Below are 25,386 nucleotides of genomic sequence, written 5' to 3'. Positions count from 1 at the left end.
CTTTGAAATTAATGTGTCTTCGGAATAAAGACGGTAAATAAGGTGCCGCGTGGCGGATTCTCTTCTATCGTAATGGTGCCGCCACTTTGCTGCACATAGGTGGCGACCAGATACAGGCCAATGCCGTGTTCATCTGAATTTTTAGAGCTGATACCCCGTTCGAACAGACTATCTTGAAATTGTGGGTCGATACCGCACCCGTGATCGGCGACTTCTAAAATCACATCATCACCTTCATCGGACAGATAAATTTCAATTTGTTTATCACCCTCAGCATTTTTGAGGCTAGCCTCAAAAGCATTATCCAGCAGATTCCCCATAATGGCAGCCAATTCATTTTCGCCAATAGTGGCGGGCAAATGATGTAACTGGCAGCCGGGGACAAAATTCAATGTCAGCCCTAACTCTTTGGCCCGGTGGTATTTGCCAAATAATAACGCGGCAATCTGTCGGTTATTAAATGCGGTGCGCAGCATATCAATCAGTGCTTGATGAGAAGAGGATTCGGTTTTTACCATTTCCAACGCCCGGTCAAACTCTTTCATCTGCAACAGCCCGCTCATGGTCGACATCCAATTGAGATGCTCATGGCGCACGGTGCGCAGATTTTCGACATATTGCTTAATCTGACTGAGTTGGGCACTGAGAGTATGAATATCATCCTGACTGCGAAAACTCACCACCCAGCCTTGAAATACCCCCTCTTCTGACCAGATACCCGCTCGGTTGGCAATGGCATTCAAGCCATTTAAGGTACACAGCTCATCCTGGCGATTATCACCACTTTGATCGAGGAAAAAGTGGTCAGGAGAAACCACTTCACTGACTTTGCGACCAATCAATTGCTGTGGCGTGGCGGAAATATGCAACATTTTACGCGCATTTTGATTGATTGCAGTGATCCTGCCCTCAGGATCAACCGCTAACAGTCCTTCAAATACTGCACCAAACAAGGCTTCTTGCTGGCGCAGCACGCGCGCTATTTCTTTCGGTTCCATCCCCATCATTTGGCGGCGGATATGGTGAGCAAACAGCCATGACAGCAGCAGCAATACACCCAACACGAGAATAAAAGAGTGGGTGAGTGGCAATAAATAAATTAATCGCCAGTGGTCTATTTTGCTGATCAGGTAACCCAGAGAAACCACGCCAATGATTTTTCCCTGCTCATCGCGGATGGGGGTTTTAGCCCGCATAGCTTCGCCGATAGATCCTTTACCGAAAATAATGTAGCTCTCGCCCCTTTCCAAGGCACCGGGTTTAGTCCATTGCATTGGGTAGCCAATCATTTGCGGATTAGGGTGATAAAGGCGAATGGACTGAGTATCCCCAATCACCAGATAATCAAGGTCCGAACTATTCCCCAGCCGGTCGACAATGTGGGCTAATTGGGCTTTATCGCGATGCTTAACCGCATTCACTACAGAATCCATTGAGGAGATTATTTTGGCCTGATTCATTGCAGTTTTACTGACTTGATCCAGCAAATATTGCTCAAAATTATGGCTGAGAAAGCGATCCAGCGCCCCGACTAACAGAATAGAGACAGTTAATAGCAGGAGAAATATGCGCAGTGGGAAAGCCATGTTTTGCAACCGGCTCCATATCCGGCTGCGCCATTTTAATTTGCCTGATGTGAAGAGATCGGCAGAGGGGATCGACACATTACTCACCTTAATTAACATATGGGCTATTGCACTGGCATTAACATAAGTTAATTCAGTCAATAATTAAATAGCTAAGAGAAATAAAATAATATATTAATAATTAAGAAAATTAAAACCATTAAATAACTTATATTTACTCTATTATATGTGAAATAGGTCAATTAACCGCGCTATTTTTATGTTTAGCATGTGCTCACAAATTAATTAAAATTAAAAACAAAGCCACATGGTGATATTTTATCTTGTTGTTTTTATGTGAATTTTTATTTAAATGATCAGTAATTGTTTATTTAATTGCTGATTTTTTGACTTGTTTTTTATTTGTTATATAAACGTTATGGCAGAGAGTGAGTTATGGATACGGTATTTAATCGAATTAATCGTTCAGACCATCAACAGATTGCAGAAATAACACGATTCTTGCGTGCGAATGATCTGAATATAGATACCACCGTTGAGGTGTTTATTACCGTAAGTCGTAATGAAACCCTGCTGGCCTGCGGTGGTATTGCAGGCAATATTATCAAATGTGTAGCAATCAGTGAGCAGGTGAGGGGCGAAGGGCTGGCGCTAACATTGGCAACAGAGCTGGTCAATCTGGCCTATGAGCGCCATCACAGCCATTTGTTTATTTATACCAAAACTAAAAATGAGAGCTTATTTAAAGCTTGTGGCTTTTATCCTATAGCCAGTGTCCCGGACATTGTGGTGTTGATGGAAAATAGCGACTGCCGTTTATCGCGCTATGCCAAACAATTAAGTCAACTACGCCAGCCGGGGCAGAAAATTGGCTCAATTGTCATGAATGCCAATCCATTTACGCGCGGGCATCAATATTTGGTGCGGCAAGCCGCCGCCAAGTGCGATTGGTTACATCTATTTTTGGTGAAAGAAGACAATTCGCGTTTTCCGTATGAAGACCGGCTGCAATTAGTGCTCGAGGGCACACAAGATATTGCCAACCTTACCGTACACCCCGGCTCGGAATATATGATTTCCCGCGCGACTTTCCCTTGTTATTTCATTAAAGACCAAGGTGTAGCGGATGATTGTTATACCGAAATCGATCTGAAAATATTCCGCCAATACCTGGCCCCGGCACTGGGTATCACTCATCGCTTTGTCGGCACGGAGCCATTTTGCACAGTCACCGCCAAATATAACCACGACATGAGCCTCTGGCTGGAAACACCGTCCTTGCCTTATCCGCCAATTTTGCTGGTGGAAATTGAGCGCCTTAAATATCACAACACCGCTATTTCCGCCTCATGGGTTCGCAAATTACTGGCGCAGGGAGACGGCGAAACTATTCGCAAATTAGTCCCCATCGCCACCTGCCATTACTTACAACGTCTGCTGGCTCAGCGCGCGCAAAAGGCAACTAGCCCAGAGAAAAGTGCAACGTTAGTAAAGAGTTAAGCCCCGCTTTAACGGATTAAAGATAGCTGACTAAAAGCAGCCGATTAAAGCAGGGCACCAAAATAGGGACTGACGGGTAAGTCAGAGACCACGAATTTGAAGACAAGTTAATCAGGTGAAAAATGAAAATTATTAGAGAGGCCGTCGCCGGAACATTGGAGTCGAGCGACGTTATGGTGCGTATCGCGCCATTAAATCCACCCGAAATAGATCTGCAAATACACAGCAGTGTAGACAAACAGTTTGGCGAAGCCATTCGCTACAGCGTATTGGCGTTGCTGGAACAATATCGGGTAACTGGGGTGCAACTGATCATTGACGACAAAGGCGCGCTGGATTGCGTTTTGCAAGCACGGCTGGAAACCGCGTTGCTGAGAGCCTGCGATGAAAAAATTCTGCCATGGAGAGCGCATTGATGAAACCCGAAATGAAAAACAGAATGCGCCGCAGCATGTTATTTGTGCCCGGTGCCAATGCCGCTATGGTCAGTAACGCCTTTATTTATCAGGCGGATGCTCTGATGTTTGACCTCGAAGACTCGGTTATTCTGCGCGAAAAAGATGCCGCTCGTCGTTTGGTCTATCACGCCTTGCAACATCCGCTTTATCAAGATGTAGAAACCATTGTGCGAGTCAATGCGTTGGATTCTGCTTATGGCCTGGCTGATTTAGACGCCGTGGTGCGCGGGGGCGCGGATATTGTGCGTTTGCCGAAAACGGATAGCGCGAAAGATGTCGAAGATATGGCGCACGAAATCAGCCGTATTGAGGCGGAATGTGGCCGTGAAGTGGGTAGCACCGGCCTGTTGGCGGCGATTGAATCGGCGCAGGGTATCACTCAGGCGCTGGCTATTGCACAGGCGTCGCCGCGCTTAATGGGCATTGCGCTGGGGGCCGAGGATTATGTCCGCAACTTGCGCACCGAGCGCTCTCCCGAAGGCCTTGAGCTGCTGTTTGCCCGCTGTTCAATTTTGCAGGCCGCCCGCGCCGTTGGGATTCAGGCCTTTGACACCGTGTATTCCGATGCCAATAACGAAGCCGGTTTTTTGCAGGAAGCAGCACTTATCAAGCAACTGGGTTTTGATGGCAAGTCCTTGATAAACCCTCGCCAAATCGAACTGTTACATAACCTCTATGCCCCGACTGAGAAAGAAGTCCGCCATGCCCAAGCGGTGGTCAATGCCGCAGCTGCGGCCGAAGCCGAAGGGCGCGGTGTGGTTTCCCTGAACGGCAAGATGGTGGACAGTCCGGTGATTGAACGGGCGCGGTTGGTTTTGCAACGTGCGGTCAGCGGCCTGCGTGAGGAATAAAAAATGAATAGGCAACAACGAGTTGAAAGCTTAAGTCACTGTCAGGATAACAGCCCGGCGTATCACTTATATCAAAACACCTCTAAAGCAAATTTACAGGCGCAGAAGCCGCGCAATATCAAAATTTGTGATTCATTGGAAAATGTCATTCGCCGCAGTGGGTTGCAAGATGGCATGACCATTTCCTTCCACCATGCATTCCGTGCTGGTGATTTGACCTTAAATCTGGTGATGAATGCCATTGCCGCCATGGGGTTCAAAAACTTGCGTTTGGCTTCCAGTTCCCTGAGCGAGTGTCATTCGCCGCTGGTTGAGCATATCCGTAATGGTGTGGTTAGCGAAATCTATACCTCCGGCATGCGCGGGCCGCTGGCGGAGGAAATCTCCCGTGGGTTATTAGCTAAACCGGTGCAAGTTCATTCCCACGGTGGTCGCGTGAATTTGATTGAGTCCGGCGAGCTGAGCATTGATGTCGCCTTTATTGGGGTGCCGGCCTGCGATGAGTTCGGTAATACCAATGGTTTTAGTGGCAATGCCTGTTGTGGTTCCTTGGGTTATGCCCGTGTTGATGCCGAATATGCCGATTGCGTGGTGCTGCTGACTGAAGCGCTGGTGGCTTATCCTCATCACCCGGCGAGTATTACCCAAGATCAAGTAGATTTGATTGTTCAGGTCGAACAAGTGGGGGATGTCGACAAGATTGGCGCAGATAGCACCAGAATGACCTCCAATCCGCGCGAGTTACTGATTGCTCGCCGTGCAGCGGAAGTGATCGCCGGTTCGGGTTATTTTGTTGAGGGTTTCTCTTTGCAGACCGGAACTGGCGGGGCATCACTGGCGGTGACGCGCTTCCTCGAAGACAAAATGTTACGCCGCAATATCACTGCCGGCTTTGCACTCGGCGGCATCACTTCAACTATGGTGGATTTGCACGAAAAAGGGCTGATTACCAAGCTGCTGGATGTGCAAAGTTTTGATAAACAAGCGGCTTCTTCGCTGGCCCGTAACCCACGTCATATCGAAATCAGTGCCAACCAATATGCCAATTTCAGCTCGAAAGGCGCGTCAGTCGACCGACTGGATGTGGTGGTGCTGAGCGCGCTGGAAATTGACACCGGTTTTAATGTCAATGTGCTGACCGGATCCGATGGCGTGTTGCGCGGGGCATCGGGCGGTCACTGTGATACGGCGGTTGCTGCCCGGCTGTCAATCATTGTCGCGCCATTGGTACGCGGGCGTATTCCGACTTTGGTCAAGGCAGTGACGACCTGCGTCACACCCGGCTCTAGTGTGGATATTTTAGTGACCGATCATGGTATTGCGGTGAATCCGGCACGGCCAGAATTGGCGGAGCGTTTGCAGCAAGCGGGGTTACCGGTAGTGACCATCGACTGGCTCTATCAGCGCGCGTTGATTTTGACTGGCGAACCGCAACCAATCAAATTCACTGACCGGGTAGTGGCGGTGGTGCGCTACCGCGACGGTTCGGTGATTGATGTTGTTCATCAGATACAGGAGTAGACGATGAATACACTTTCCCCTGCATTAGCCGCTAATCGGCCTATTAGCTTGCCGGAATTGCTGACCAGCCGTGAGTCCCGCCAGAGCCGACAACAGGCCTGGCTGGCCCGTCACTCAGTCACCTTGATTTCACTGACATTGGTGGCACCGGGAGCGGTCAAAGATAACCCATTGACGCGAAAGCTATTTGCACTAGCGTGGCAGGCGATCACGGCACTCGGCCAACAACAATGTTGGCCGATATTGCAGCAAGAGGTTTTCCCGCTGCCGACCGGTTGTGAGGGCTTGATAGCGGTTGATCTCCCCGCCGAGCAAGTCAAAGACGCCGCGCTATTACTCGAGTTAAAGCATCCGCAGGGCCGGTTATGGGATATCGATGTGCTGGATGTTTCGGGGCGAATTTTGTCGCGCCGTGATGTGGGCTTAGCTCCACGCCGCTGCTTGCTATGCCATCGCCCAGCCAATGTTTGCGCCCGAGCGCAGACACATACGCTTGACGAATTATTGGCCCAGATGGAGTTGATGCTCAATGCCACAACTGCAACGCACTGACAACATGGCGGTTTCGTCGCCGGTTGTTTGGACTGGCGGTGACTTTAGCGAAAAGTATGGCGCTTTGGCTTATCAGGCGATGTTAGCTGAAGTCAATCTGACACCTAAGCCCGGTTTAGTCGATCGTGTTAATTGTGGTGCCCATCAGGACATGACGCTGCAAGATTTTTATCACAGCGCTGATGCTATTGCGCCGTGGCTACCGCGTTTTATTGAGCACGGCATCCGCCACAGCCACTTGCACGGGCAGACGGCCCTGACCAACCTGCGGCCCTTAGGGTTGGCGTGTGAAAACAGCATGTTTTTAGCCACCGGAGGGGTCAATACCCATAAAGGCAGCGTTTTCTCTCTGGGGCTCATTTGCTGTGCGCTGGGGCGGTTGAAAGCGCGTGCGGCCCTGATAAGTGCGGAAACGCTATGTCAGGAGGTCGCCAGCTTATGCTGTGGGCTGACTGAGCGCGAACTGCGCCAATCAAATCCACAACAAACCGCCGGGCAGCGCCTGTTTTATCAACAGGGTTTGACGGGTGCGCGTGGTGAAGCGGAATCCGGCTTTGCAACCGTATTAACCCATGCTTTACCCGCGTACCGGCGCTTACTTGCGGACGGGGCGCAACCTGACCATGCCTTATTGCACACCTTGCTGATTTTGATGTCCGTTAATCGCGATACCAATGTGGTCTCTCGTGGCGGTATGGCGGGGCTGCAATGGCTGCAACAACAGGCGGAAGAGCTACTGGCCTCACTCTCAGCGGCAGGAGTGGGCGACCCGGTTAGCCAATTGAGGCTGCGAATGTTTGACGCCCAATGTATCGCCCGCAACCTTAGCCCTGGCGGCAGTGCTGACCTGCTGATCCTGACCTGGTTTCTGGCGCAATTCCCCCATCATCTCCCTCACAAAAATAATAACGTTGTTATTGAACCACTCACCGCTATTGGATCAGTAACCGCTACAGGAGTCTCTCTATGTTGAAGTCGCAAGAGAAATTATGGAAAGCGCTCGCGCCTTTTGTGGTGTTAGCCGTTCTGCTGTTGATACCTACCCCAGAAGGTATGCCACCTCAAGCCTGGCGCTATTTTGCGATTTTTGTCGCCATGATTGTCGGGATGATTTTAGAGCCGATTCCGGCCACCGCCATCAGCTTTATTGCGGTGACCATTTGCGTGCTGAGTGCTGACTGGGTGCTATTTAGTCCCGCTGAAGTGGCGGATGCCAGCTTTAATGGCGGTAAAGAATCATTGAAGTGGGGGCTGGCAGGGTTCTCCAGTACCACCGTCTGGTTGGTATTCGGGGCATTTATCTTTGCACTGGGCTATGAAGCCACCGGGTTGGGGCGGCGGATTGCCTTGTTCATGGTGAAGTTCATGGGCAAGCGCACACTGACACTAGGTTATGCCATTGTTATCATTGATATTCTATTAGCACCTTTTACCCCTTCGAATACGGCCCGAACCGGCGGTACGGTGTTCCCGGTGGTGAAAAACTTGCCGCCATTGTTTGACTCCTATCCGCATGACCCTTCGTCACGGCGGATCGGCGGCTATCTGATGTGGATGATGGTCATTGGTACCAGCATCAGCTCCTCCATGTTTGTCACTGGCGCAGCACCTAATGTGCTGGGTATTGAGTTTGTGAATAAAATTGCCGGTGTTCATATCGGCTGGATGCAGTGGTTCCTGGCATTCCTGCCCGTCGGCTTAATTTTACTGATCGTCGCACCGTGGCTCTCTTACGTGCTGTATAAGCCCGGTGTGACCAAAAGTGATGAAGTGGCGGCTTGGGCACAAACAGCGCTAAGTGAAATGGGGGCGCTGACCCGCAAAGAGATGACTCTGATTGGTTTGGTGCTGTTGAGTCTGTGTTTGTGGGTATTTGGCGGTAAATTTATTGATGCCACCGCCGTGGGTCTGCTGGCGGTATCTTTGATGCTGGCACTGCATGTGGTGTCGTGGAAGGACATCACCAAATACTCCAGCGCCTGGAATACCTTGGTCAATCTGGCAACATTGGTGGTAATGGCCAACGGCCTGACCCGCTCCGGCTTTATTGATTGGTTTGCCAACACCATGAGCACCCATCTTGATGGCTTCTCACCGAATATGACGGTAGTGGCATTGGTGCTGGTGTTCTATTTCTCTCATTACCTGTTCGCGAGTTTGTCTGCTCATACCGCCACCATGTTGCCGGTGATTCTGGCTGTTGGTAAAGGGTTGAGTGGGGTACCCATGGAGCATTTATCCATGCTGCTGGTGTTGTCTATCGGGATCATGGGGGTTCTGACCCCGTATGCTACTGGCCCTGGAGTCATTATCTACGGCTGCGGCTATGTGAAATCCAAAGATTACTGGCGACTGGGCGGGATCATGGGGGTGTTCTACATTACCATGTTGCTGCTGGTGGGCTGGCCAATTATGAGCTTATGGTATTGATTTAGAAGTATTTCTGTATGTCGGGCCAGTCAGCGGCCCGACATATTTATGATAGATAGCGAGTTGATGTGTTAGCCGGTGTAAACACCAAAGACTCTTGGCAACCACAGCGATATTGCCGGAATATAAGTCACTAGCATCAGCACCAACAGCAGTGCGCCATAGAACGGCAACATCGCTTTTACCACCTGCTCAATTTTCTGTTTACTCACTGCACTGGCAACAAACAGCACCGACCCCACCGGCGGTGTAATCAGGCCAATTCCCAAATTTATCAGCATGATCATCCCGAAGTGCACCGGGTCAATGCCCAATGAATTGGTCACCGGCATCAGCACGGGCGTCAGTATCAAAATCAGCGGGGCCATGTCCATCAAAGTGCCAATCAACAGCAACATGATATTGATACACATTAAAATGACGTATTTATTATCTGAAACCGAGGTAAAGAACTCAGTGATACGTTCGGGTAATTGCATATAGGTCATGATAGCGCCAAAGCTGGCGGCAAAGCCTATCAAAATCATCACTATAGTGACGGTTTTTACTGTGCGATACATCAGCTTGGGTAACTCTGACCATTTGTAATCACGATAGATAAACATGGTGACGAAAAACGACCACAAACAGGCAATAGCGGCGGATTCAGTGGCAGTAAACACGCCAGAAAGGATCCCGCCCATGATGATGACCACCGTCATCAGCCCCCATAATGTGTCGACAAAGATTTTAAGCGCCTGACGGAACGGCACCCGCTCACCTTTGGGGTAACCCCGCTTATAAGCAAAGCCGACACACATTAACATCAGCGTAAAACTGAGTAGCAGACCCGGCAAGATCCCAGCAATAAACAGCGCCGCGATCGAGACAGTACCGCCGGTGGCTAATGAATAAATCACTGAGTTATGGCTAGGCGGTGTCAATATTGCCTGAACCGAACCACTGGCAGTAACCGCCGCCGCAAAGTCACGAGGGTAACCTTTTTTGTCCATTTCCGGGATCATCACCGAGCCAATAGAGGCGGTATCCGCCACTGAAGACCCTGAAATAGCACCGAAAAAAGTCGAGGCGACGATATTCACCAGTGACAGACCGCCACGGATAAACCCGACGAAGATATAGGCGAAATTCACCAGCCGCCGCGCAATTCCTCCCTCAGCCATAATGGCACCGGCCAGAATAAAGAAGGGAATAGCCAATAATGAGAATTTATTGACGCCGCTGGTAATTTGAATCATTACCGCTTCCAGCGGTAAATCAATCCAAAATGCGCCAGCAATGGCACTCAAGCCGACGGCATAAGCCACCGGCACACCAATAGCCAACAAAATTGCCAAGGTAAAAACTAAAATAAATGCGTCCATAAGGCAAAGTTCCCCAAATTATGAATTGCCAATCATGACTACCGGGCGGTGGGTCTGCGAGCCAAAGAACAAGCGCTCGATAATAAACAACAGGGTAATTGCCGAGCCTACCGGCAGAGGAACATAAGTTTGCCCGGCAGTCAGTAATGGGAACTCCGCCACGGGCTGTGACCAAAGTTCGCTACACAAAATAAAGCTGTAAACCAGAATAAACAGGCTGATTAATATCATCAGCAAATCCACCAATATTAGGCAGATTTTTTTACCCGCTTCAGAGAGCCGGTCAGTAACCATGCTGACAGCAATATGTGAACCCGAACGGTAACTGGCCGCCGCGCCCACAAAGGTAAATGTCACCATGCATAAAATAGCCACGGGTTCGGGCCAGGATAAACCATCGTTTAGGACATAACGGGTGAATATCCCAATGGGAATAACTGCAACCATAATAATTAATGCAATACCCGCCACCCAAACTGACAGGCGATATAAAGCATCCATCGTTGATAGATAAGAGCGAGCCATAGCGGAGACCTCAGATTACCCCTCGTCTTTGGCATTGCAGCGGTGTTAGTGGCGCTTGTTCACCCGAATCACAATCTTTGTGTCAGTTCATCAGGAATGATTTACTTGCCGTCTTGCTGCAACACCAATGACTTTAGGTATATATCGATGGTATTAAAATAATTAATACCGCCAAAAGAATATTATTGGACCGCGCTAATTTGCTGGATTAAGTCCTGATAATCTTTACCAAATTCATCACGTACCGGCTGAGTGGCTTGATAATAATAGTCATGATCGATTTCATGATATTTCACACCGCCAGCTTTCATTTTGTCATGAGATTGCTGTACATAGGCTTGCCATAATACCCGCTGTTCTACCTGCGCTTCTTTTGCTAGTTTTAGAATGGTTTGCTGATCTTCAGGAGATAATTTATCCCACTTAACTTTCGAATAAAGGAACAATTCTGGAATAATAAAATGGCCGCTCAAAGTATAGTTTTTAACCACTGGCAGGTAGTTATGCGCGACAAAAGTTGGCTCGTTATTTTCGGTGCCATCAATAACCCCGGTTTGCATCCCGCTGAACACTTCACTGACACCCATACTGAGTGAGTTGGCTCCCATGGCTTTTAGTGTTGCCAGTGCAATAGGGCTGCCCTGCACTCGGATTTTCATGCCTTTGAGATCTTCTGGTTTAATGACCGGCTGTTTGGTTATGAGATTACGGGTGCCCGCATCCATCCAACCGAGGAAGACTAATTTTGAGTTTTTATTGTTAGTGATTTTATCGCCAATTTCCTGGCCAATCTTTCCATCAAGCACTTTATGCAAGTGATCTTCATCGCGGAACATATAGGGCAGAGTAAAGACACTGATCTCCGGTAAAATAGAGGCAACAGGGGTCATGGAAACACGAATAATATCAATGGCCCCCATTTGAGCCTGCTCTATCATTTGCTTTTCATCACCCAATACCCCGCCGGGGAAAGTTTTAATTTCCAATCGCCCGTCAGTCACGGTCTTCAGTTTGTCACCCATATTTTTAACTGCGACTACATTGGGATAATCTTTAGGATGAACATCGGCAGCTTTAATTTGCTGGGCGGCGGCTATTTGGCTAAATAAAATAGCAGCAATAGCCAGACAGAGTGTTGGTAGCGGCTTAGGGAATTTCATTCAGTGGTCTCCAGAAGTCATTAAAAGAGTAGATAAAAAGAGATTATTTCTAATAATTGAATATTTATATAAAAGGGCTATTCCTTTATCCCCAAGGTGATAAACCTAGCGGGTTACATTTGCTTTTAAATTGACCAGTGTCACAGAAAAAGAAACGTAAGGAACTGCGTTTCAATAATTGTGAAGTGTCATTTCATATGATCTTGTAATCAACCGACCGTGTGGTGATAGACATGAATTATCGGGTTATAAATGAGGTGCAACTTGAAGTAGAGAACGTTTTAGTTTAAATAGCGGGGTTCTGATGTTGTGACAAAGAAGGTTAACTACTACTATGAAACGCCATTAATTAAGATGATTAGGAGAACCTGTGACGTCGGTATTTATCCGTAATTTTACCTTTGCTGCATTACCCGCCGCCGGTCTGAATGATCAACCCTTGTTTCACGGGCTTCTGGCTAAATGTGATTTTGATGTGAATGAATATCGGGATGAGTTGTTTACCGTATATGGCATCGCGTTTCCGGGCAGTTTACAAAAAGCGGTTGCTAAACGGCGTGCTGAATATCTGGCCGGGCGTTTTGTTGCCAGGCAAGTTCTCAATATGTTGGAAGTGCGTGATTATCCGCTGACGAATGGCATCGATCGCGCGCCACTGTGGCCGACCGGTTTGATCGGCAGCATCAGCCATAATAATCAACGCGCTTTGTGCACCGCACAAATAATAACACCCGCTGCTGAGCCTTTAGAATCCCAGCGCCGATTGCATGGTATTGGTCTGGATATCGAAAGCTTAATTCCTGTAGAAAGAGCCGCCAACTTGTGGCCGGGTATTCTCAATGAAAAAGAATATCAGCATTTACAAGATGGCCCATTACCTTTTAATCACTTGCTAACATTGGCTTTTTCCGCGAAAGAAAGCTTATTTAAAGCGATATACCCACAGCTTGGACGTTATTTTGATTTTCTTGAAGCTCAATTACTGAGTTACTCGCTGGACACGGGGCGTTTTGAATTACAATTATTACGAGAGTTAAGTGGAGATTTTCCCGCAGGGCGCTGTTTTACTGGCTGTTTCACATTAAATGATAGCGATATACAAACACTTATTGCTTACTAATCCTGAGAAACTTGCTGTCACTGAAAAAGAGCTAGCTCTTTTTCATAAGGTATCCTCCCATTTAGGCCCTCAATTTAAAGCTCAACAATAGGTATTTATACCTAAATAATGGGTAGTGCTACGAATTTACTCTTCATATAAACATGATTACCATTCACATGGCTAGATACTTAAATAGCCTAATGCCACAAATCGTTTGGTAAATAAATATAAATAAAACTTCAGTATAAATCGTAAATAAACAAAATATGTAAGGAATACATATAATGAATAGAAATTGCACTTTCGCTATTATCACAGGATTGCTATTAGCCACTTCAAATGTTGTATTTGCCAATAGTATTGAACAAGAAGGTTATTATGGTTCAATCAAAGTATTGAGAACATTCCAGGATGCTAAAAATATGGACACCAGCAGCCGTCCTGGAATTGGTTCATTTGTCTCTGGCCAAGATAGCGATAATTTTTACAATGGTTCAATAGCGGCCGGTTATCAATTTGGTAATGGTTGGCGTACTGAAGGTGAATATGTAGCCAAAAAAAAATCTACTTACACCAGTGGTTCTACTCGCTTCCCAACCAGTTTTAATCATCAATATATCAATGCCGAGCGGTTAATGCTAAATGGCTATCGTGATATTGCGCTAAGTCATGGTTTCGCTTTATATGGCACATTGGGTATCGGTGTTGCAAAAATTAGCTCAGATGGATGGCAAGGTAATCCTACCCGTCAATACGCGAGTAGCACACAGAACAATCTGACCTATACAATTGGCACCGGTGTTAGTTATTCACCTATAGAATCACTGATTTTAGACCTTGGCTATCGCTATACTGATATGGGGGATGTTCAAAGTGGTTTCAATCAGTTTGCAAATGCCAGAGCATTACAAGATGAACAGATGAAAGCACGTTTGGTTTCCAGCGAATTTTTATTGGGTATACGTTACATATTTTAACCTTTCCTATCCCTGCTTTCGCGGGGATTTTATCCCTAATACTAATCAAATTGATATCAAAAATGGGGTAATAGACAGTTATTAAGGTCAAACGACCAGCTTGGTGAAATGGCGTTACTCATGTCAATCCCAATGGTTTTTTCCATAGCGAAGAATACATTTAGTTTGACCACAAAAACGATTCTCAGCAAGGGCCAGGGCCATTAGGCGCGCCTAAACGCCGAGTTTATACATGACTTCAATAGATTGAAGGATAGCTCCTAATCTGCTGTTATCGGCCTTGTCATTATTTTAAATTATTTTTAGTTGGAAAATTTAATGGGAATAGACTAAATATTTAGCTACCAAAAATATTTATTGATAGGACATCATGAAATATATAGTGCTATTGGTTTTCATCTTGTGTGTAGCCTATGTGCATTTCCGTGGGAAAGTGCGTTATAGATTTTGGCGTCAGCTCTCAGACCATTCGACATTTGTTTCTCCGATCAATGTCTTCATGTATTTATTCTCACGCGTTCCCACCACGCCCTATTTAAAGCAGGATCTTTTCCCCGAACTGACCGTGTTGCGAGATAACTGGTTAAAAATTCGGGAAGAAGGTCAGGCGTTAATGGAAATCCAGCAAATCAAAGCATCAGATAAATATAATGATGCTGGTTTTAATTCTTTTTTTAAAACGGGTTGGAAGCGCTTTTACTTGAAATGGTATGAAGACAGCCACCCATCGGCAATGACATTGTGCCCACACACCACCACATTATTAAAAGGATTGCCATCGGTGAAAGCGGCGATGTTTGCTGAGTTGCCGGACGGCAGCCGTTTACCTCGCCACCGTGATCCTTATGCAGGTTCTTTGCGTTACCACCTTGGCTTAATAACGCCGAATGATGACCGCTGCTTTATTGATGTTGATGGCACCACTTATAGCTGGCGTGACGGTGAAGGAATATTGTTTGATGAAACCTATATTCACTATGCCGAAAATCACAGTGGACAAAACCGGCTCATTTTATTTTGTGATATTGAACGCCCGATGCGCTATCGCTGGGCACAATGGATTAACCATTGGTTGGGCCGTCATTTAATGAGTGCCGCCACGGCCCCCAATGAAGAAGGGGATAGAACCGGTGGTGTCAACCGAGCGTTCAAATATATCTATGCGGTACGAAAGGTGGGTAAACGCTTAAAAGCCTGGAACCGCACAATTTATTATCTGATTAAATGGATTTTATTTGGTGGTATTGCTGCACTGATTTTTTATGCGCTGTAATACTGTTTATGTGCTGTAGCACTTTTTACACGCGGTAGTACTTTCCTGCAAAACAAGCTAATCATCAAATAGCCCACTGAGGTTTCCTCCAGTGGGCTATTTATTTTATGTCGCCACACAAATAATTAATCTAGTTAACACTATGATTTAAAAGTAAATATATAAATTTCATATTCCAGCGTATATTGATGGCAACCGTGTTATTGACCACCACATTCGGTGTCCTGGCCAATGAATTTGTGATGGCATCTCGAGACAGTAACTATGGCGAAGCGATGCAATATGCTGCTGATCAATATCAGAAATCACATCCAGACACTAAGATAACGCTGGTTAAGCACCCGCCAGCCGGTGTCGGACATGGCGAAACAAGCGCTGCGGTTACCCGAAAAAATGGTGTGCGGCAGCGGATAGCGGGCACTTTGTCATTAACCTTAAACGGGCTTTTCTCATTCAAAACGGGCAGGTATTAAGGGTTTTGACCCACTCTTTGCTGATGGGATGAATAAAATGTAGCTCACTGGCATGCAGCATCAGCCGCGGTGTTTGCTCGGTGCCTGGTAGCAGGCGACCGCCATATAAGTCGCAGCCCCAAATAGGGTGGCCCAACTGCTGGCAGTGGATGCGGAGTTGATGGGTACGCCCGGTCTCCGGGGTTAGCTGTACCCGTGTCAATGGCAGTAATCTATTGTTTTCCAACTTATTGTCTTCCAACTCGTGATAAAAACGCTCAATGACCTGATAGTGGGAACGGGCGGGTTTGCCGTTGATTGGGCAAATCGACATCAGTGGGAACAGTGCTGGGTCTTTGGCAATCGCCGCGTCTATGATTCCTTCGTTGTCGTCCAGATGTCCACAAAGCAGTGCGCTGTACACCTTGGTTACGGTGCGCTGACTGAACTGCTGGCAGAGGGCAGCATTAATAGCTTTATTGCGGGCAATCACCATCAGCCCGGAAGTCCCAAAATCAAGGCGATGAACCAGAGTACAGCCGGGGAATATTTGTACCAGCCGATGATGCACCGAGTCGAGATTTTGTGGGTTTTTCCCCGAAAGGCTGAGCAGCCCAGCAGGTTTATTGATCAGCACCAAATGCTCGTCCTGATAGAGAATCTCTATCTTGTCATGGCACGGTGGGGCAATAAAGGTATCGTAAATCATAGACATCAGGTTGCCCGAAGGGGAAGTGGGGTGGGATAATAACCAACTTTCAGCTGGCTGGCGAATCTGGCCGCCGATTGCTATAACCGCCCACCAACAGCTAAATAGCAAAAAGCCCGCTTAGTTTCCTAAGCGGGCTTTTCTAATATGGCTCCTCTGACTGGACTCGAACCAGTGACATACGGATTAACAGTCCGCCGTTCTACCGACTGAACTACAGAGGAATCGTGTGAACGGGGCGCATGATATCTAGCATGCCCGATACTGTCAACGCTAAATTGGTACATTTGGCTCGACTGCTCAGCATCTGAGCAAGACAGAGAGAGATAATGGCTAAATCAGGTGAATTCGCCATTTTATGCCTTTATGGTTTAAGGCGTTGAGCCAATAACTAATTCAGTGGATGCAAGATCTCGGCGTTTTTATTATCGTTTTCCCACCGTTTTAGTCTGGCCAGCGGGTCTTGACGATAAAAAGTACAGAAATGCTGGTAAACCGCCGGGAAACGGTTTTCCAATAGCTCAGGTGCACTGAAAAAATATTCGGATAACACCGCAAAACATTCAGCAGGATCACTGGCGGCGTATGCATCCATACTGGCAGCGTCGACACCCACCATATCTATCTCATCTTGAATATTATCCATCGCCTGATGTAGGTCATATTCCCACGCCGCAACATCACGCATGGCAATCGGTGGCACGCCGTTTGAGTGACCGCCATTGCGCATGTCCAGTTTGTGGGCCGCCTCATGAATAACCAAATTAAAACCTGACAAATCAAACGAGTCCTGAATATCTTGCCAATTCAGTACAATCGGCCCCTGTTCCCAACTCTGACCGGACTGCACTGTTTGCCCGGTGTGGACCAAGCCCGCATCATCTTGCCAGTCGTCATCAACCACAAAAGGGGACGGATAAATCAGCACTTCATGGAAACCGTCTAGCCATTTAGCCCCCAACTCCATCACTGGCAGGGCGAATAACAGTGTTAAGCGAGCCTGCATCAACGGCGTTAATACTAACCCTTGCAGTGGTAGCAGGCGTTTTTGTTGCAGCAAATGGCTGGCGACAGAAATCAGCCGCTGTTGCTCCTCGTCATTTAAAGGTGCCAATAGAGGGATATTCAGCGCTTCACGCCACTGTGCAAGCATCTCCGCTTGCGGTTGATTTGCTTTCCACAGCCACTTAATCATCAGGTTGCTCACAAAGTGATAATTCGAACGTCTAAAGCAGGGAAGTGTTGTTGTAAACATGCCGTAAAAAGGGGCATGAACGCAACCGTTTCATGAAGAGATACCCGAGCACTTGAAAGGCCCGCCTCGCAAACTGATGAAGATATCCGTTTTCTGAGGGGCAAAACGCCTCATGCTCTTTCATTATTCAAGCACTTATAGAAAAAAAATTCAGCGATCTTTATCACAGTAAGTTGGCAAAGCAAGGCGATAAATAATACATCCGGCTTGCTCATTGCTTGCTGGTAATCGTTTGCTGATATTCACCCCACAAATCAATACCAGCGCAAATGACCCTATCAGTGTAGCTCTACGCCATTGTGATCAGGTTGATTTTATTGGCGGCCGCTATACCGCAGATGCTTTAGCTGGCAAGGCAACTGGTTGCTGCTTAAGTTGACCACTACAGTTCTGCATAGCCGGGGCGCGGGGATAGAGTGAGGTTATCGACGGATGCCACCAGACACTCATTGAAATGAGTATCAAATAGCATTGATTTAACTTTTGAAATCCCTACGTCAATTCCTAGATAATAATCCATTGGGCATTACCATTATTAAAAATCATAACATTCTGAGTGTAAGGGAGTGAACAGTCAGTAACATACTGATTACATATGCTTTTTATTAAATTGAAAAATTAAAATTTAACTTTATATGGCGATGAGGTGAGTCGCGGAAATGATTTTCTGTGCAAAATCACTCTCGCTATAAAAAGAGAAATGACTATTTGCAGTCAGCAATAAACCGGTAAAGTGGAATTATTATTTATAATAATTGAGTATTAAACTGCTGGTTAATATATTTTTCCATCAGGGGGCCAAATGAAATATAAAATTAAAATAGAGTCATGAAAAAAATAACTGTTATTTATTTAATTGATTTTTATTGTTTTTTTATTTTTCTTTGCAATGATTTACTCGATATATTCTCTCATTTTTTCGTGATTAAAAGTAGATTAAGAGAGTTTATTCGCCAAAATCACGCCATGATTAACCATCGTGTAAGACCTTTCCTACACCAAGTCAGCTTGCAGTCTTATATACAAGGAATGTCTTAAAACGTTTAATAGCTGCATAAACTTTGATTTCATTTTTTTATTTTGGTCAACCCAATAAAAAGTTAATTCAACCCTCAGGCATCAGCCTATAAATTTTGGGTATCGCAACGCGATAAACATTATATCAGGACTATTTAAATGAAAAAGCAACTGGCTAGAATTACTGTACTGTCTTCTTTAATTTTTGGTATTAATGCCGCCAATGCAGAAGCACCGACTGCAGAATTAAAAGTAGTCGGTACGTTGACTGTGCCAAGCTGCACCATTTCACCTCCGGATGAGGGTGTTTACGATTTTGGCAACCTGTCTTCATCTTTAGTTAAATCAGGTACTGCGACTACGGCCCTGACGCCGATGACTAAAACCTGGACAATAAGCTGTGATGCGGAAACTTACCTGAACTTTACACCAGTGGATAACCGCACGGCATCTGCCAGTGTTGCGGGAACAACTAACTTCGGTATGGGTAACGTGAATAACACCGGTAAAATCGGTTATTACACTGCACAGATGAAGAGTGCCACTGTTGATGGCAAAACATCCAACGTCTTCTCATCCGCGACCTCAACTTTCGTTGTAGCAACAACGGCTCCGTTGACAACAGGTCTGCGCACCGGTTGGTCATCTGCTGCTAACACCCAGAGCACCGGTAAAGTGTTTACTGCTGATATTACTGTTAGCCCGATTTTGGCGGGTACCACGACGATGGGTGGCCCGATTACTGAAGATGCAGAAATCGACGGTTCATTGACGATGAACTTTGCATTCGGTATCTAAATAACCTGTTCGTCACGGTATAAATTGAGGGCAGATTTTTATTTCTGCTCTCAATTTTGTCTTAAGAGCATAGTTATGGATAAGTGTGACAATATTCATATATTGGAAGGACTCATCATTTTATGAAAATGCATACTTTCAATTTAGTTCTTTTCACCTCATTAATTCTATCTGCCACCGTACAGGCGGCCCCGCCTTCTGCAGAATTAAAAGTGACAGGAAAGATTGGTATTCCAACCTGTACTATTAATGCACCTGATGGCGGTATTTATAATGTCGGTGAGATTTCATCAAGCCAGATAAAAAGTGGTACAGCAGTGACAGTATTACCATCGATCACAAAAACTTGGACAGTTACTTGTGATAGTGTGACATATCTGAGCTTAAACGCGATTGATAACCGCAAAGCTTCTGTGAGCGATAACACCGGTATTCACAATTTCGGTTTAGGTTTTGTGAATGGTAGCGGGAAACTGGGTTTTTATAAAACCACGATGAGCAATGCTACTGTCGATGGAGTGAGCAGCTTACTCTATTTTATTGATGCTAATAACATATTGCAGGGTGGACATACTTTAGAGACGCTCACCAATAATTTCCGCTTTGGCTGGTCTGAAAATGCGACTACAGCAAAAGCAGGTAAAGTATTCAGTGCCGATTTTACGGTAACACCGACATTGGCTGGCTCAACAAGCATGGGTGGGGCTATCACTGAAAATATCAATATTGATGGTTCTGCGACCATGAATTTTTCTTTTAGTATTTAATTCATAAAAATCCTATACATCAGACTGTTTTCAATTTTTAATAGCTGCTGTACTTTTTATTGCGTAAAGCAATATGTTCTATTAGCCCACCCGTTTTCCTTATTTTTAGGACACCATTGTGTTTGCGCGTTGTGTTGCATTTTCATTTACAGCACTCCTCTTATCCCTCTTTCCTGTAGCGGTTTTCTCCGCAACAAAAGAGGGCGCGGTGACATTTGATATAAAAACACTAGAAAATTTGGGGTATTCAGCGGAGTTAGCGGATTTTTTCAGCAAAAAAGATAAGTTTTTACCCGGTCAGCATGATGTCACCATCATTGTGAATGCCAATAAAACCTATCATATTGAAGTTACCTTCGACAGTGAGGGGAATTTGTGTGTAGATCGAAAGTTGCTGATTGCATTGAAGCTCCGCTACAAAGACAGTGGCGACAGTTGTGAAAATATTGAAGCCTTATGGCCTGGTGTGGCTATAAAACTATTTCCCGGCCAATTCCGGGTGGAAATGACGTTGCCTCAAGAGGCATTTGATCCTGAGATGGAAGGCAGTGATTACCAAAGTGGCGGTCATGCATTATTACTGAACTATAATTTGTTCGGTCAGCGAATTGAGAGCAATAGCGATAATCTTAATTTATTCCAAGGGCAGTTTCAGCCGGGAATTAACTTTAATAACTGGGTACTGCGTAACCGGGGCTCCTATACCTATAATCAAGGAGTAGGCCATTACGATAATCAGGAAACCTACGCATTACGCGCGGTGGAATCATTGAAATCAGTGGTGCAGTTAGGTGAGTTTGGTTTGGTCGGTGACACATATTCCGGCTTACCGATCGCCGGTGCCCAGATATATTCCGATAATGCTCAATTAAATAATACGCAGTTAGTGGTTCCCATTGAAGGTATTGCTAATACCAACGCCACTATTGAAATTCGCCAGCGTGGACGGGTTATTTACCGCACCGTCGTACCTCCAGGCCCATTTTCGTTATCTAATATCAGCAATTTTTCCAGTGGGGTGGTTACGGATGTTGATGTTATTGAGGAAGATGGTACCCAGCAGCATTTTACAGTATCGAATGCGCTGGATCCTAACATTGAACAGCAGGCGACGACCTACCAACTGGGATTAGGCCGTTATCGCGATAGTCTGAATGACAGTGAGAGCAAGTCGCCACTATTGGTATCGGGTGAGATGTCTTTTAACCCGATGAGCGCATTGCGTATGACTTCTGCTGGGCTGCTTTCCCCTGATTATCAAAATATCAATGTACAAAATCTTTATAGTGGGCTGGAGAATGCCTGGTTTTCGGCAGCGGCAAGTTACTCTAATACTAAAGATGTCGGGCAAGGTTACCAGTTTACCTTACAAAATCAGGTCTCCATTAATGGCAATTTGAGTGCTTCATTGTCGACAGTATATGACTCATCGAGTTATTGGTCGCCAGATAATGCCCTGAGCAGTGGCAATAATCTGAATTATCTAGTGTACGGCAAACTGAAAAACTCCACGTCGGCAGCGATGACATGGGCGCATCCTCGCTGGGGCGCTTTTTCCTATGTTTTGTCTAATAATATGTATTATCAGGCGGCTGATAGCGTTTCACATACATTCTCAGCAAGTGAACAATTTGGCCGGGTGACCACGACGCTAAGTTTTCAATCCACTTCACAGGGGCAAAATGCGCTATATGTGGGTATCACTATGCCATTGGGCAACGGATCGCTCAGTGGTCGGATGCAGCGTAATAATGGCAATATGACCTTAGGTAGCACCTATCAAGGCCGCTGGGGAGACAACAAAGGTTACCAAGTGGGTATAACTGGCAGTGATAGTCAGCGGCGCATTAATGGGGCCATGAATATGAATTCGGCGTATACACAATTGGCGGGCGGGGTTTCTCAGGCAACCAACAATAGCCGCTCAGCTTATATTTCTGCCAATGGTTCAATGGCTTATGCCAATAGCACTTTTGCCACTTCTTCGTCAGCAATTGGTGATACTTTTGCGGTAGTGAATATACCGAGTCAGTCCAATTTGCGTATTTCGTCGCCCAGCAGTGGCACATCGATTACTGATTATGCCGGGACGGCATTATTGCCCTCAGTAATGCCCTATACGGCATCAAAAGCACAAATAAGCACTAAAACATTGCCATTGAATATTCGCCTTAACAGTACTAGTGCAGATTTGAAGATGACACGAGGCACAGTCGCTACCCGTAATTTTGAAGCAACAGAAACTCGTCAGTTGTTGCTGAGTATTCGTGATAGCGACGGTGAAATGTTGCCAGTGGGGGCCAATGTGCTTGATGAAAAGGGTAACTTCCTGGGAACCATTATTGGTGATGGCAACTTTATGTTGGAAAACAAAGCGATTGGTGCAACGTTACGTGTTAAAGCCACCAATCGTAATGAATGTGTGGTGAGTTATGTTGAGCCGGATAAGTTTGATCCGGATGCATTATATGAAGTTACTGACGCTGTATGTCATTAATTTTAAATGCTTAACAACAAGCAGGTGCTCAGTAAATATTTTTTTGACATAGGATCTATTATGAAAAATACGATGGTTAGTCATGACAGTATGAGTGCAATGACTGCTTATACTCATATTCTCAAACGTGTTAAATCGTTTTTTATGTTCAATTTACTGGTGTTGTTAAGCTGCTGGAGTTTGGCATCTAATGCATCTTTCAAATTAGAAAGCACCACGGTCATTTTAAAGGAAAGTGATAGCCGCACCAGTTTCACTATTGAAAACACCTCGGCGAACCCGATCTTGCTGGTGACCAAATTGTTTGACTTAGATGGTAAGAATCTGAGTAAGCAAATTTTGATTTCTCCGCCGGTAACACGTATTGATGCCGGGCAAAGTCAGCAAGTTAACTTTGTATTAAAGAAAGGCACGGTACTGGATTCAGAAGTATTGTTAAAAGCTTCATTTGAAGGTGTAGAACAGGTACCGGGTAACGCAACAGTGATGCCAATTCGTCAAGAAATTGGTTTTCTCATTCAGCCAAATGCTGTGCCACAGATTAAAACCCCTTGGCAGGAATTGGTTATCTCTACATCCGGCAACAACTTGATTATTAAGAACCCGAGTAAACATGTAGTCCGCCTTGGCCCGCAGGTGTTTTTAGTGCCGAGCAATGAAGTTGTTCCCTTGGGCAGCCCTTATATTATGCCGGGTGTCACCAAGCAATTCGCGATTAAGTCGTCACCTACATCAGTTAAAGTTACCCCACTGAGCCGCTATGGTTTTGTGCAACCGGAAGTAGCTGTTCCTGTTTCGCGCTAATCAGGATGAGTGAGTTCGTCAATGCGAAAGGCGGCCGATAATGGCTGCTTTTTAATTTTAAGGGCGGCCAGTGTACTCAATAGCCGCACTGAATGTAAGAAAATTCCTACAAATCAATTAGATGTATCTCGCTCTATTTGTTTTTCCTGTTGGTCTCTTGGGTCACAGGTGATACCTTTCTAGAATCATTTGGTGTGGAATCATTCAAATAACCACCCATTAGGCTATTGCTGACTTTCTCAGGTCAATGCACAGGTGTATTTATGACGCTTTATGATATTAAACCGCGGTTTCAGGCGCTACTTCGCCCATGTTTGACTCGGTTATATCGGCAAGGAGTGACGGCGAATCAAGTGACTTTATTGACTCTGATAGCTTCACTGATAGTCGGCATTTCATTAACCATCTATCCCACGCGAATGATGTTTCTCCTGCTTCCCCTATTTCTGTTTTTCCGCATGGCGCTGAATGCTATTGATGGCATGTTGGCGCGAGAGTTCAATCAACAGTCGCGTTTAGGCGCTTTACTGAATGAGATTGGCGATGTTGTTTCGGATATTGCACTTTATCTGCCCTTTGCTTTGCTCCCTTATGCACGCCCTGAGCTAGTAATATTAGCGGTATTCTTGGCCTTATTAACTGAGTTCTGCGGTGTGATGGCACAAACATTGGGCCGCCCACGGGGATATCAGGGGCCGCTGGGAAAAAGTGACCGGGCGCTATTATTCGGTGCGTATGGGCTAGCCGTTGCCGTGTGGCCAAATGCTTTGCTGTATTCCGGATGGTTATTTGCTTTTGCATCAGTTTTATTGTTGTGGACATGTATCAATCGCTGCCGGGCAGCGCTAAGGCTAGAGGCATAATATGAACTCAACGCTAACTTTCAGTCTGGTGGTTATTTTTGCTTTATTAACCCTGGCCAGTTTAATTATTGGGGGGTTGATACTGCGCTATCCGCAAAAAGATTGGCTGGAACTGCGTCAGCGTATTACTAGCTGGTGGCTGATTATTATTGTTTTTGCCGTGGCGATGATTAGCCCCAAATGGCTGTCACTGGTTATCTTTGGTTTTATCAGTTTTCTGGCATTAAAAGAGTTCCTGACTCTTATTTCTACCCGCCGTTCTGACAATATTCCTTTGCTATGGATGTATCTCGCTATTCCTATTCATTATCTGTGGATTGGTATGGGATGGTACGGCATGTTCGTTATTTTTATTCCGATTTATGCATTCCTGTTTCTACCGGTACGCATGGTGCTGATTGGTGATACCAAAGGTTTTTTACATGCGGCATCGAATATGCATTGGGGTTTAATGACCACCGTATTTGCCCTCAGCCATGTGGCATTTTTACTGGTATTACCGGGTGGTATTGGTGGGCAGGGGGCGCTATTAGTGGTGTTCTTGGTGGCGTTGACCGAACTGAATGATATTGCTCAATATTTATGGGGAAAATCATTCGGCCGCATCAAAGTGACACCCACGGTCAGCCCAAATAAAACCCTGGCTGGTTTACTGGGTGGGACAGCAACAACCATGGTATTAGCAGGTATTCTGGGGTCACTATTAACGCCGATGAATCTCACTTTCTCACTATTTGCCGGATTATTGATTGGGTTAACCGGTTTCTGTGGCGATGTAGTGATGTCGGCGGTTAAGCGTGATCTTGGAGTGAAAGATTCGGGCAAATTATTGCCCGGTCATGGCGGTATTCTCGACCGTCTGGACTCTCTCATTTATACCGCGCCGCTGTTCTTCCATTTCATCCATTACTTTTATTATTAAGGG

At 45.9% G+C, this 25,386-nt stretch carries 24 protein-coding genes and 1 tRNA gene; 17 read left to right on the top strand and 8 right to left on the bottom strand.

The features are described from left to right. Nucleotides 1-8: 8 nt before the first annotated feature. Nucleotides 9-1,685 carry a sensor histidine kinase DpiB gene (gene dpiB / locus OVO64_RS10395; RefSeq protein WP_267248757.1) on the bottom strand — a complete coding sequence of 559 codons (1,677 nt, stop codon included), beginning with the start codon at nt 1,683-1,685 and terminating at the stop codon, nt 9-11. A 336-nt stretch (nt 1,686-2,021) separates the two neighbouring features. On the opposite strand from dpiB, the gene citC reads away from it, so the two are divergent. The 7 genes from citC to OVO64_RS10360 all read left to right on the top strand — a co-directional run bounded on the left by citC (nt 2,022) and on the right by OVO64_RS10360 (nt 8,898). Further along, nucleotides 2,022-3,086: a [citrate (pro-3S)-lyase] ligase gene (gene citC / locus OVO64_RS10390; protein WP_038633923.1), complete on the top strand. Its 1,065-nt coding sequence runs from the start codon at nt 2,022-2,024 to the stop codon at nt 3,084-3,086. 122 nt (nt 3,087-3,208) lie between these two features. Then, a complete protein-coding gene (gene citD, locus OVO64_RS10385) occupies nt 3,209-3,502 on the top strand; it encodes a citrate lyase acyl carrier protein (RefSeq protein WP_025377851.1) in 294 nt (97 codons plus the stop codon). Continuing rightward, nucleotides 3,502-4,395, top strand: a complete 894-nt coding sequence (locus OVO64_RS10380; protein ID WP_038633917.1) for an aldolase/citrate lyase family protein — start codon at nt 3,502-3,504, stop codon at nt 4,393-4,395. The genes citD and OVO64_RS10380 overlap by 1 nt, the downstream gene beginning before the upstream one ends. A 3-nt stretch (nt 4,396-4,398) precedes the next feature. Further along, nucleotides 4,399-5,916 carry a citrate lyase subunit alpha gene (gene citF / locus OVO64_RS10375; protein WP_267248756.1) on the top strand — a complete coding sequence of 506 codons (1,518 nt, stop codon included), beginning with the start codon at nt 4,399-4,401 and terminating at the stop codon, nt 5,914-5,916. Nucleotides 5,917-5,919: 3 nt separating this feature from the next. Further along, the gene (gene citX, locus OVO64_RS10370) at nt 5,920-6,468 is read left to right on the top strand and encodes a citrate lyase holo-[acyl-carrier protein] synthase (protein ID WP_267248755.1); all 549 of its coding nucleotides are present in this window, start codon (nt 5,920-5,922) and stop codon (nt 6,466-6,468) included. Beyond that, entirely contained in the window at nt 6,446-7,441 is a 996-nt protein-coding gene (citG, locus tag OVO64_RS10365) for a triphosphoribosyl-dephospho-CoA synthase CitG (RefSeq protein WP_416371389.1), read from the top strand. Before citX ends, citG begins: the two co-directional genes overlap by 23 nt. Continuing rightward, entirely contained in the window at nt 7,435-8,898 is a 1,464-nt protein-coding gene (locus OVO64_RS10360) for an anion permease (protein WP_032820095.1), read from the top strand. The genes citG and OVO64_RS10360 overlap by 7 nt, the downstream gene beginning before the upstream one ends. 71 nt (nt 8,899-8,969) lie before the next feature. Here OVO64_RS10360 and OVO64_RS10355 read toward each other — a convergent pair whose 3' ends face one another. The 3 genes from OVO64_RS10355 to OVO64_RS10345 all read right to left on the bottom strand — a co-directional run bounded on the left by OVO64_RS10355 (nt 8,970) and on the right by OVO64_RS10345 (nt 11,947). Beyond that, nucleotides 8,970-10,262, bottom strand: a complete 1,293-nt coding sequence (locus OVO64_RS10355) for a TRAP transporter large permease (RefSeq protein WP_267248754.1) — start codon at nt 10,260-10,262, stop codon at nt 8,970-8,972. An 18-nt stretch (nt 10,263-10,280) separates the two neighbouring features. Then, nucleotides 10,281-10,787 carry a TRAP transporter small permease gene (locus OVO64_RS10350; RefSeq protein WP_038633903.1) on the bottom strand — a complete coding sequence of 169 codons (507 nt, stop codon included), beginning with the start codon at nt 10,785-10,787 and terminating at the stop codon, nt 10,281-10,283. Nucleotides 10,788-10,969: 182 nt separating this feature from the next. Beyond that, nucleotides 10,970-11,947, bottom strand: a complete 978-nt coding sequence (locus OVO64_RS10345; protein ID WP_038633900.1) for a TRAP transporter substrate-binding protein — start codon at nt 11,945-11,947, stop codon at nt 10,970-10,972. A gap of 370 nt (nt 11,948-12,317) precedes the next feature. Between OVO64_RS10345 and OVO64_RS10340 the strand changes: the two genes are divergently transcribed. The 4 genes from OVO64_RS10340 to OVO64_RS10325 all read left to right on the top strand — a co-directional run bounded on the left by OVO64_RS10340 (nt 12,318) and on the right by OVO64_RS10325 (nt 15,772). Beyond that, complete coding sequence (locus OVO64_RS10340) at nt 12,318-13,067, top strand: 4'-phosphopantetheinyl transferase family protein (RefSeq protein WP_038633897.1); 750 nt, start codon at nt 12,318-12,320, stop codon at nt 13,065-13,067. Between the two features lie 266 nt (nt 13,068-13,333). Continuing rightward, nucleotides 13,334-14,026 (top strand): outer membrane protein, encoded by a 693-nt coding sequence (locus tag OVO64_RS10335; protein WP_038633893.1) that lies wholly within the window; start codon nt 13,334-13,336, stop codon nt 14,024-14,026. Nucleotides 14,027-14,396: 370 nt separating this feature from the next. Further along, nucleotides 14,397-15,299, top strand: coding sequence for a lipid A hydroxylase LpxO (gene lpxO / locus OVO64_RS10330; RefSeq protein WP_038633890.1), 903 nt, complete (start codon nt 14,397-14,399; stop codon nt 15,297-15,299). A gap of 188 nt (nt 15,300-15,487) precedes the next feature. Continuing rightward, nucleotides 15,488-15,772: a hypothetical protein gene (locus OVO64_RS10325; protein ID WP_267248753.1), complete on the top strand. Its 285-nt coding sequence runs from the start codon at nt 15,488-15,490 to the stop codon at nt 15,770-15,772. On the opposite strand, the gene OVO64_RS10320 is transcribed toward OVO64_RS10325, so the two are convergent. The 4 genes from OVO64_RS10320 to OVO64_RS10305 form a co-directional block, all read right to left on the bottom strand. Further along, the gene (locus OVO64_RS10320; protein WP_267248752.1) at nt 15,753-16,466 is read right to left on the bottom strand and encodes an RluA family pseudouridine synthase; all 714 of its coding nucleotides are present in this window, start codon (nt 16,464-16,466) and stop codon (nt 15,753-15,755) included. The two genes, OVO64_RS10325 and OVO64_RS10320, sit on opposite strands and share 20 nt — an antisense overlap. Before the next feature lie 142 nt (nt 16,467-16,608). Then, nucleotides 16,609-16,684, bottom strand: a tRNA-Asn gene (locus OVO64_RS10315). 167 nt (nt 16,685-16,851) lie between these two features. Next, nucleotides 16,852-17,655: a DgsA anti-repressor MtfA gene (gene mtfA, locus OVO64_RS10310; RefSeq protein ID WP_038633886.1), complete on the bottom strand. Its 804-nt coding sequence runs from the start codon at nt 17,653-17,655 to the stop codon at nt 16,852-16,854. Nucleotides 17,656-18,097: 442 nt separating this feature from the next. Next, a complete protein-coding gene (locus tag OVO64_RS10305; RefSeq protein WP_162928736.1) occupies nt 18,098-18,235 on the bottom strand; it encodes a hypothetical protein in 138 nt (45 codons plus the stop codon). 656 nt (nt 18,236-18,891) lie between these two features. Between OVO64_RS10305 and OVO64_RS10300 the strand changes: the two genes are divergently transcribed. The 6 genes from OVO64_RS10300 (at nt 18,892) to OVO64_RS10275 (ending at nt 25,383) form a co-directional block, all read left to right on the top strand. After that, nucleotides 18,892-19,530 (top strand): DUF1120 domain-containing protein, encoded by a 639-nt coding sequence (locus tag OVO64_RS10300; protein WP_038633881.1) that lies wholly within the window; start codon nt 18,892-18,894, stop codon nt 19,528-19,530. A gap of 128 nt (nt 19,531-19,658) precedes the next feature. After that, the gene (locus OVO64_RS10295; protein ID WP_373919224.1) at nt 19,659-20,297 is read left to right on the top strand and encodes a DUF1120 domain-containing protein; all 639 of its coding nucleotides are present in this window, start codon (nt 19,659-19,661) and stop codon (nt 20,295-20,297) included. A 118-nt stretch (nt 20,298-20,415) separates the two neighbouring features. Beyond that, nucleotides 20,416-22,794: a fimbria/pilus outer membrane usher protein gene (locus OVO64_RS10290; RefSeq protein ID WP_038633874.1), complete on the top strand. Its 2,379-nt coding sequence runs from the start codon at nt 20,416-20,418 to the stop codon at nt 22,792-22,794. Between the two features lie 72 nt (nt 22,795-22,866). Next, nucleotides 22,867-23,598, top strand: a complete 732-nt coding sequence (locus OVO64_RS10285) for a fimbria/pilus chaperone family protein (RefSeq protein ID WP_390613932.1) — start codon at nt 22,867-22,869, stop codon at nt 23,596-23,598. Between the two features lie 263 nt (nt 23,599-23,861). Next, nucleotides 23,862-24,461, top strand: coding sequence for a CDP-alcohol phosphatidyltransferase family protein (locus OVO64_RS10280; protein WP_038633868.1), 600 nt, complete (start codon nt 23,862-23,864; stop codon nt 24,459-24,461). Between the two features lies 1 nt (nt 24,462). Beyond that, a complete protein-coding gene (locus OVO64_RS10275) occupies nt 24,463-25,383 on the top strand; it encodes a phosphatidate cytidylyltransferase (RefSeq protein ID WP_050291798.1) in 921 nt (306 codons plus the stop codon). Nucleotides 25,384-25,386: the final 3 nt, after the last annotated feature.

It is taken from the genome of Yersinia sp. Marseille-Q5920 (assembly GCF_946902935.1).
GTDB classification, from domain to species: Bacteria; Pseudomonadota; Gammaproteobacteria; order Enterobacterales; family Enterobacteriaceae; genus Yersinia; species Yersinia rochesterensis.
The sequence above is the reverse complement of the archived record's forward strand: the minus strand, read 5'-3'. Positions and strand labels throughout refer to the sequence as shown.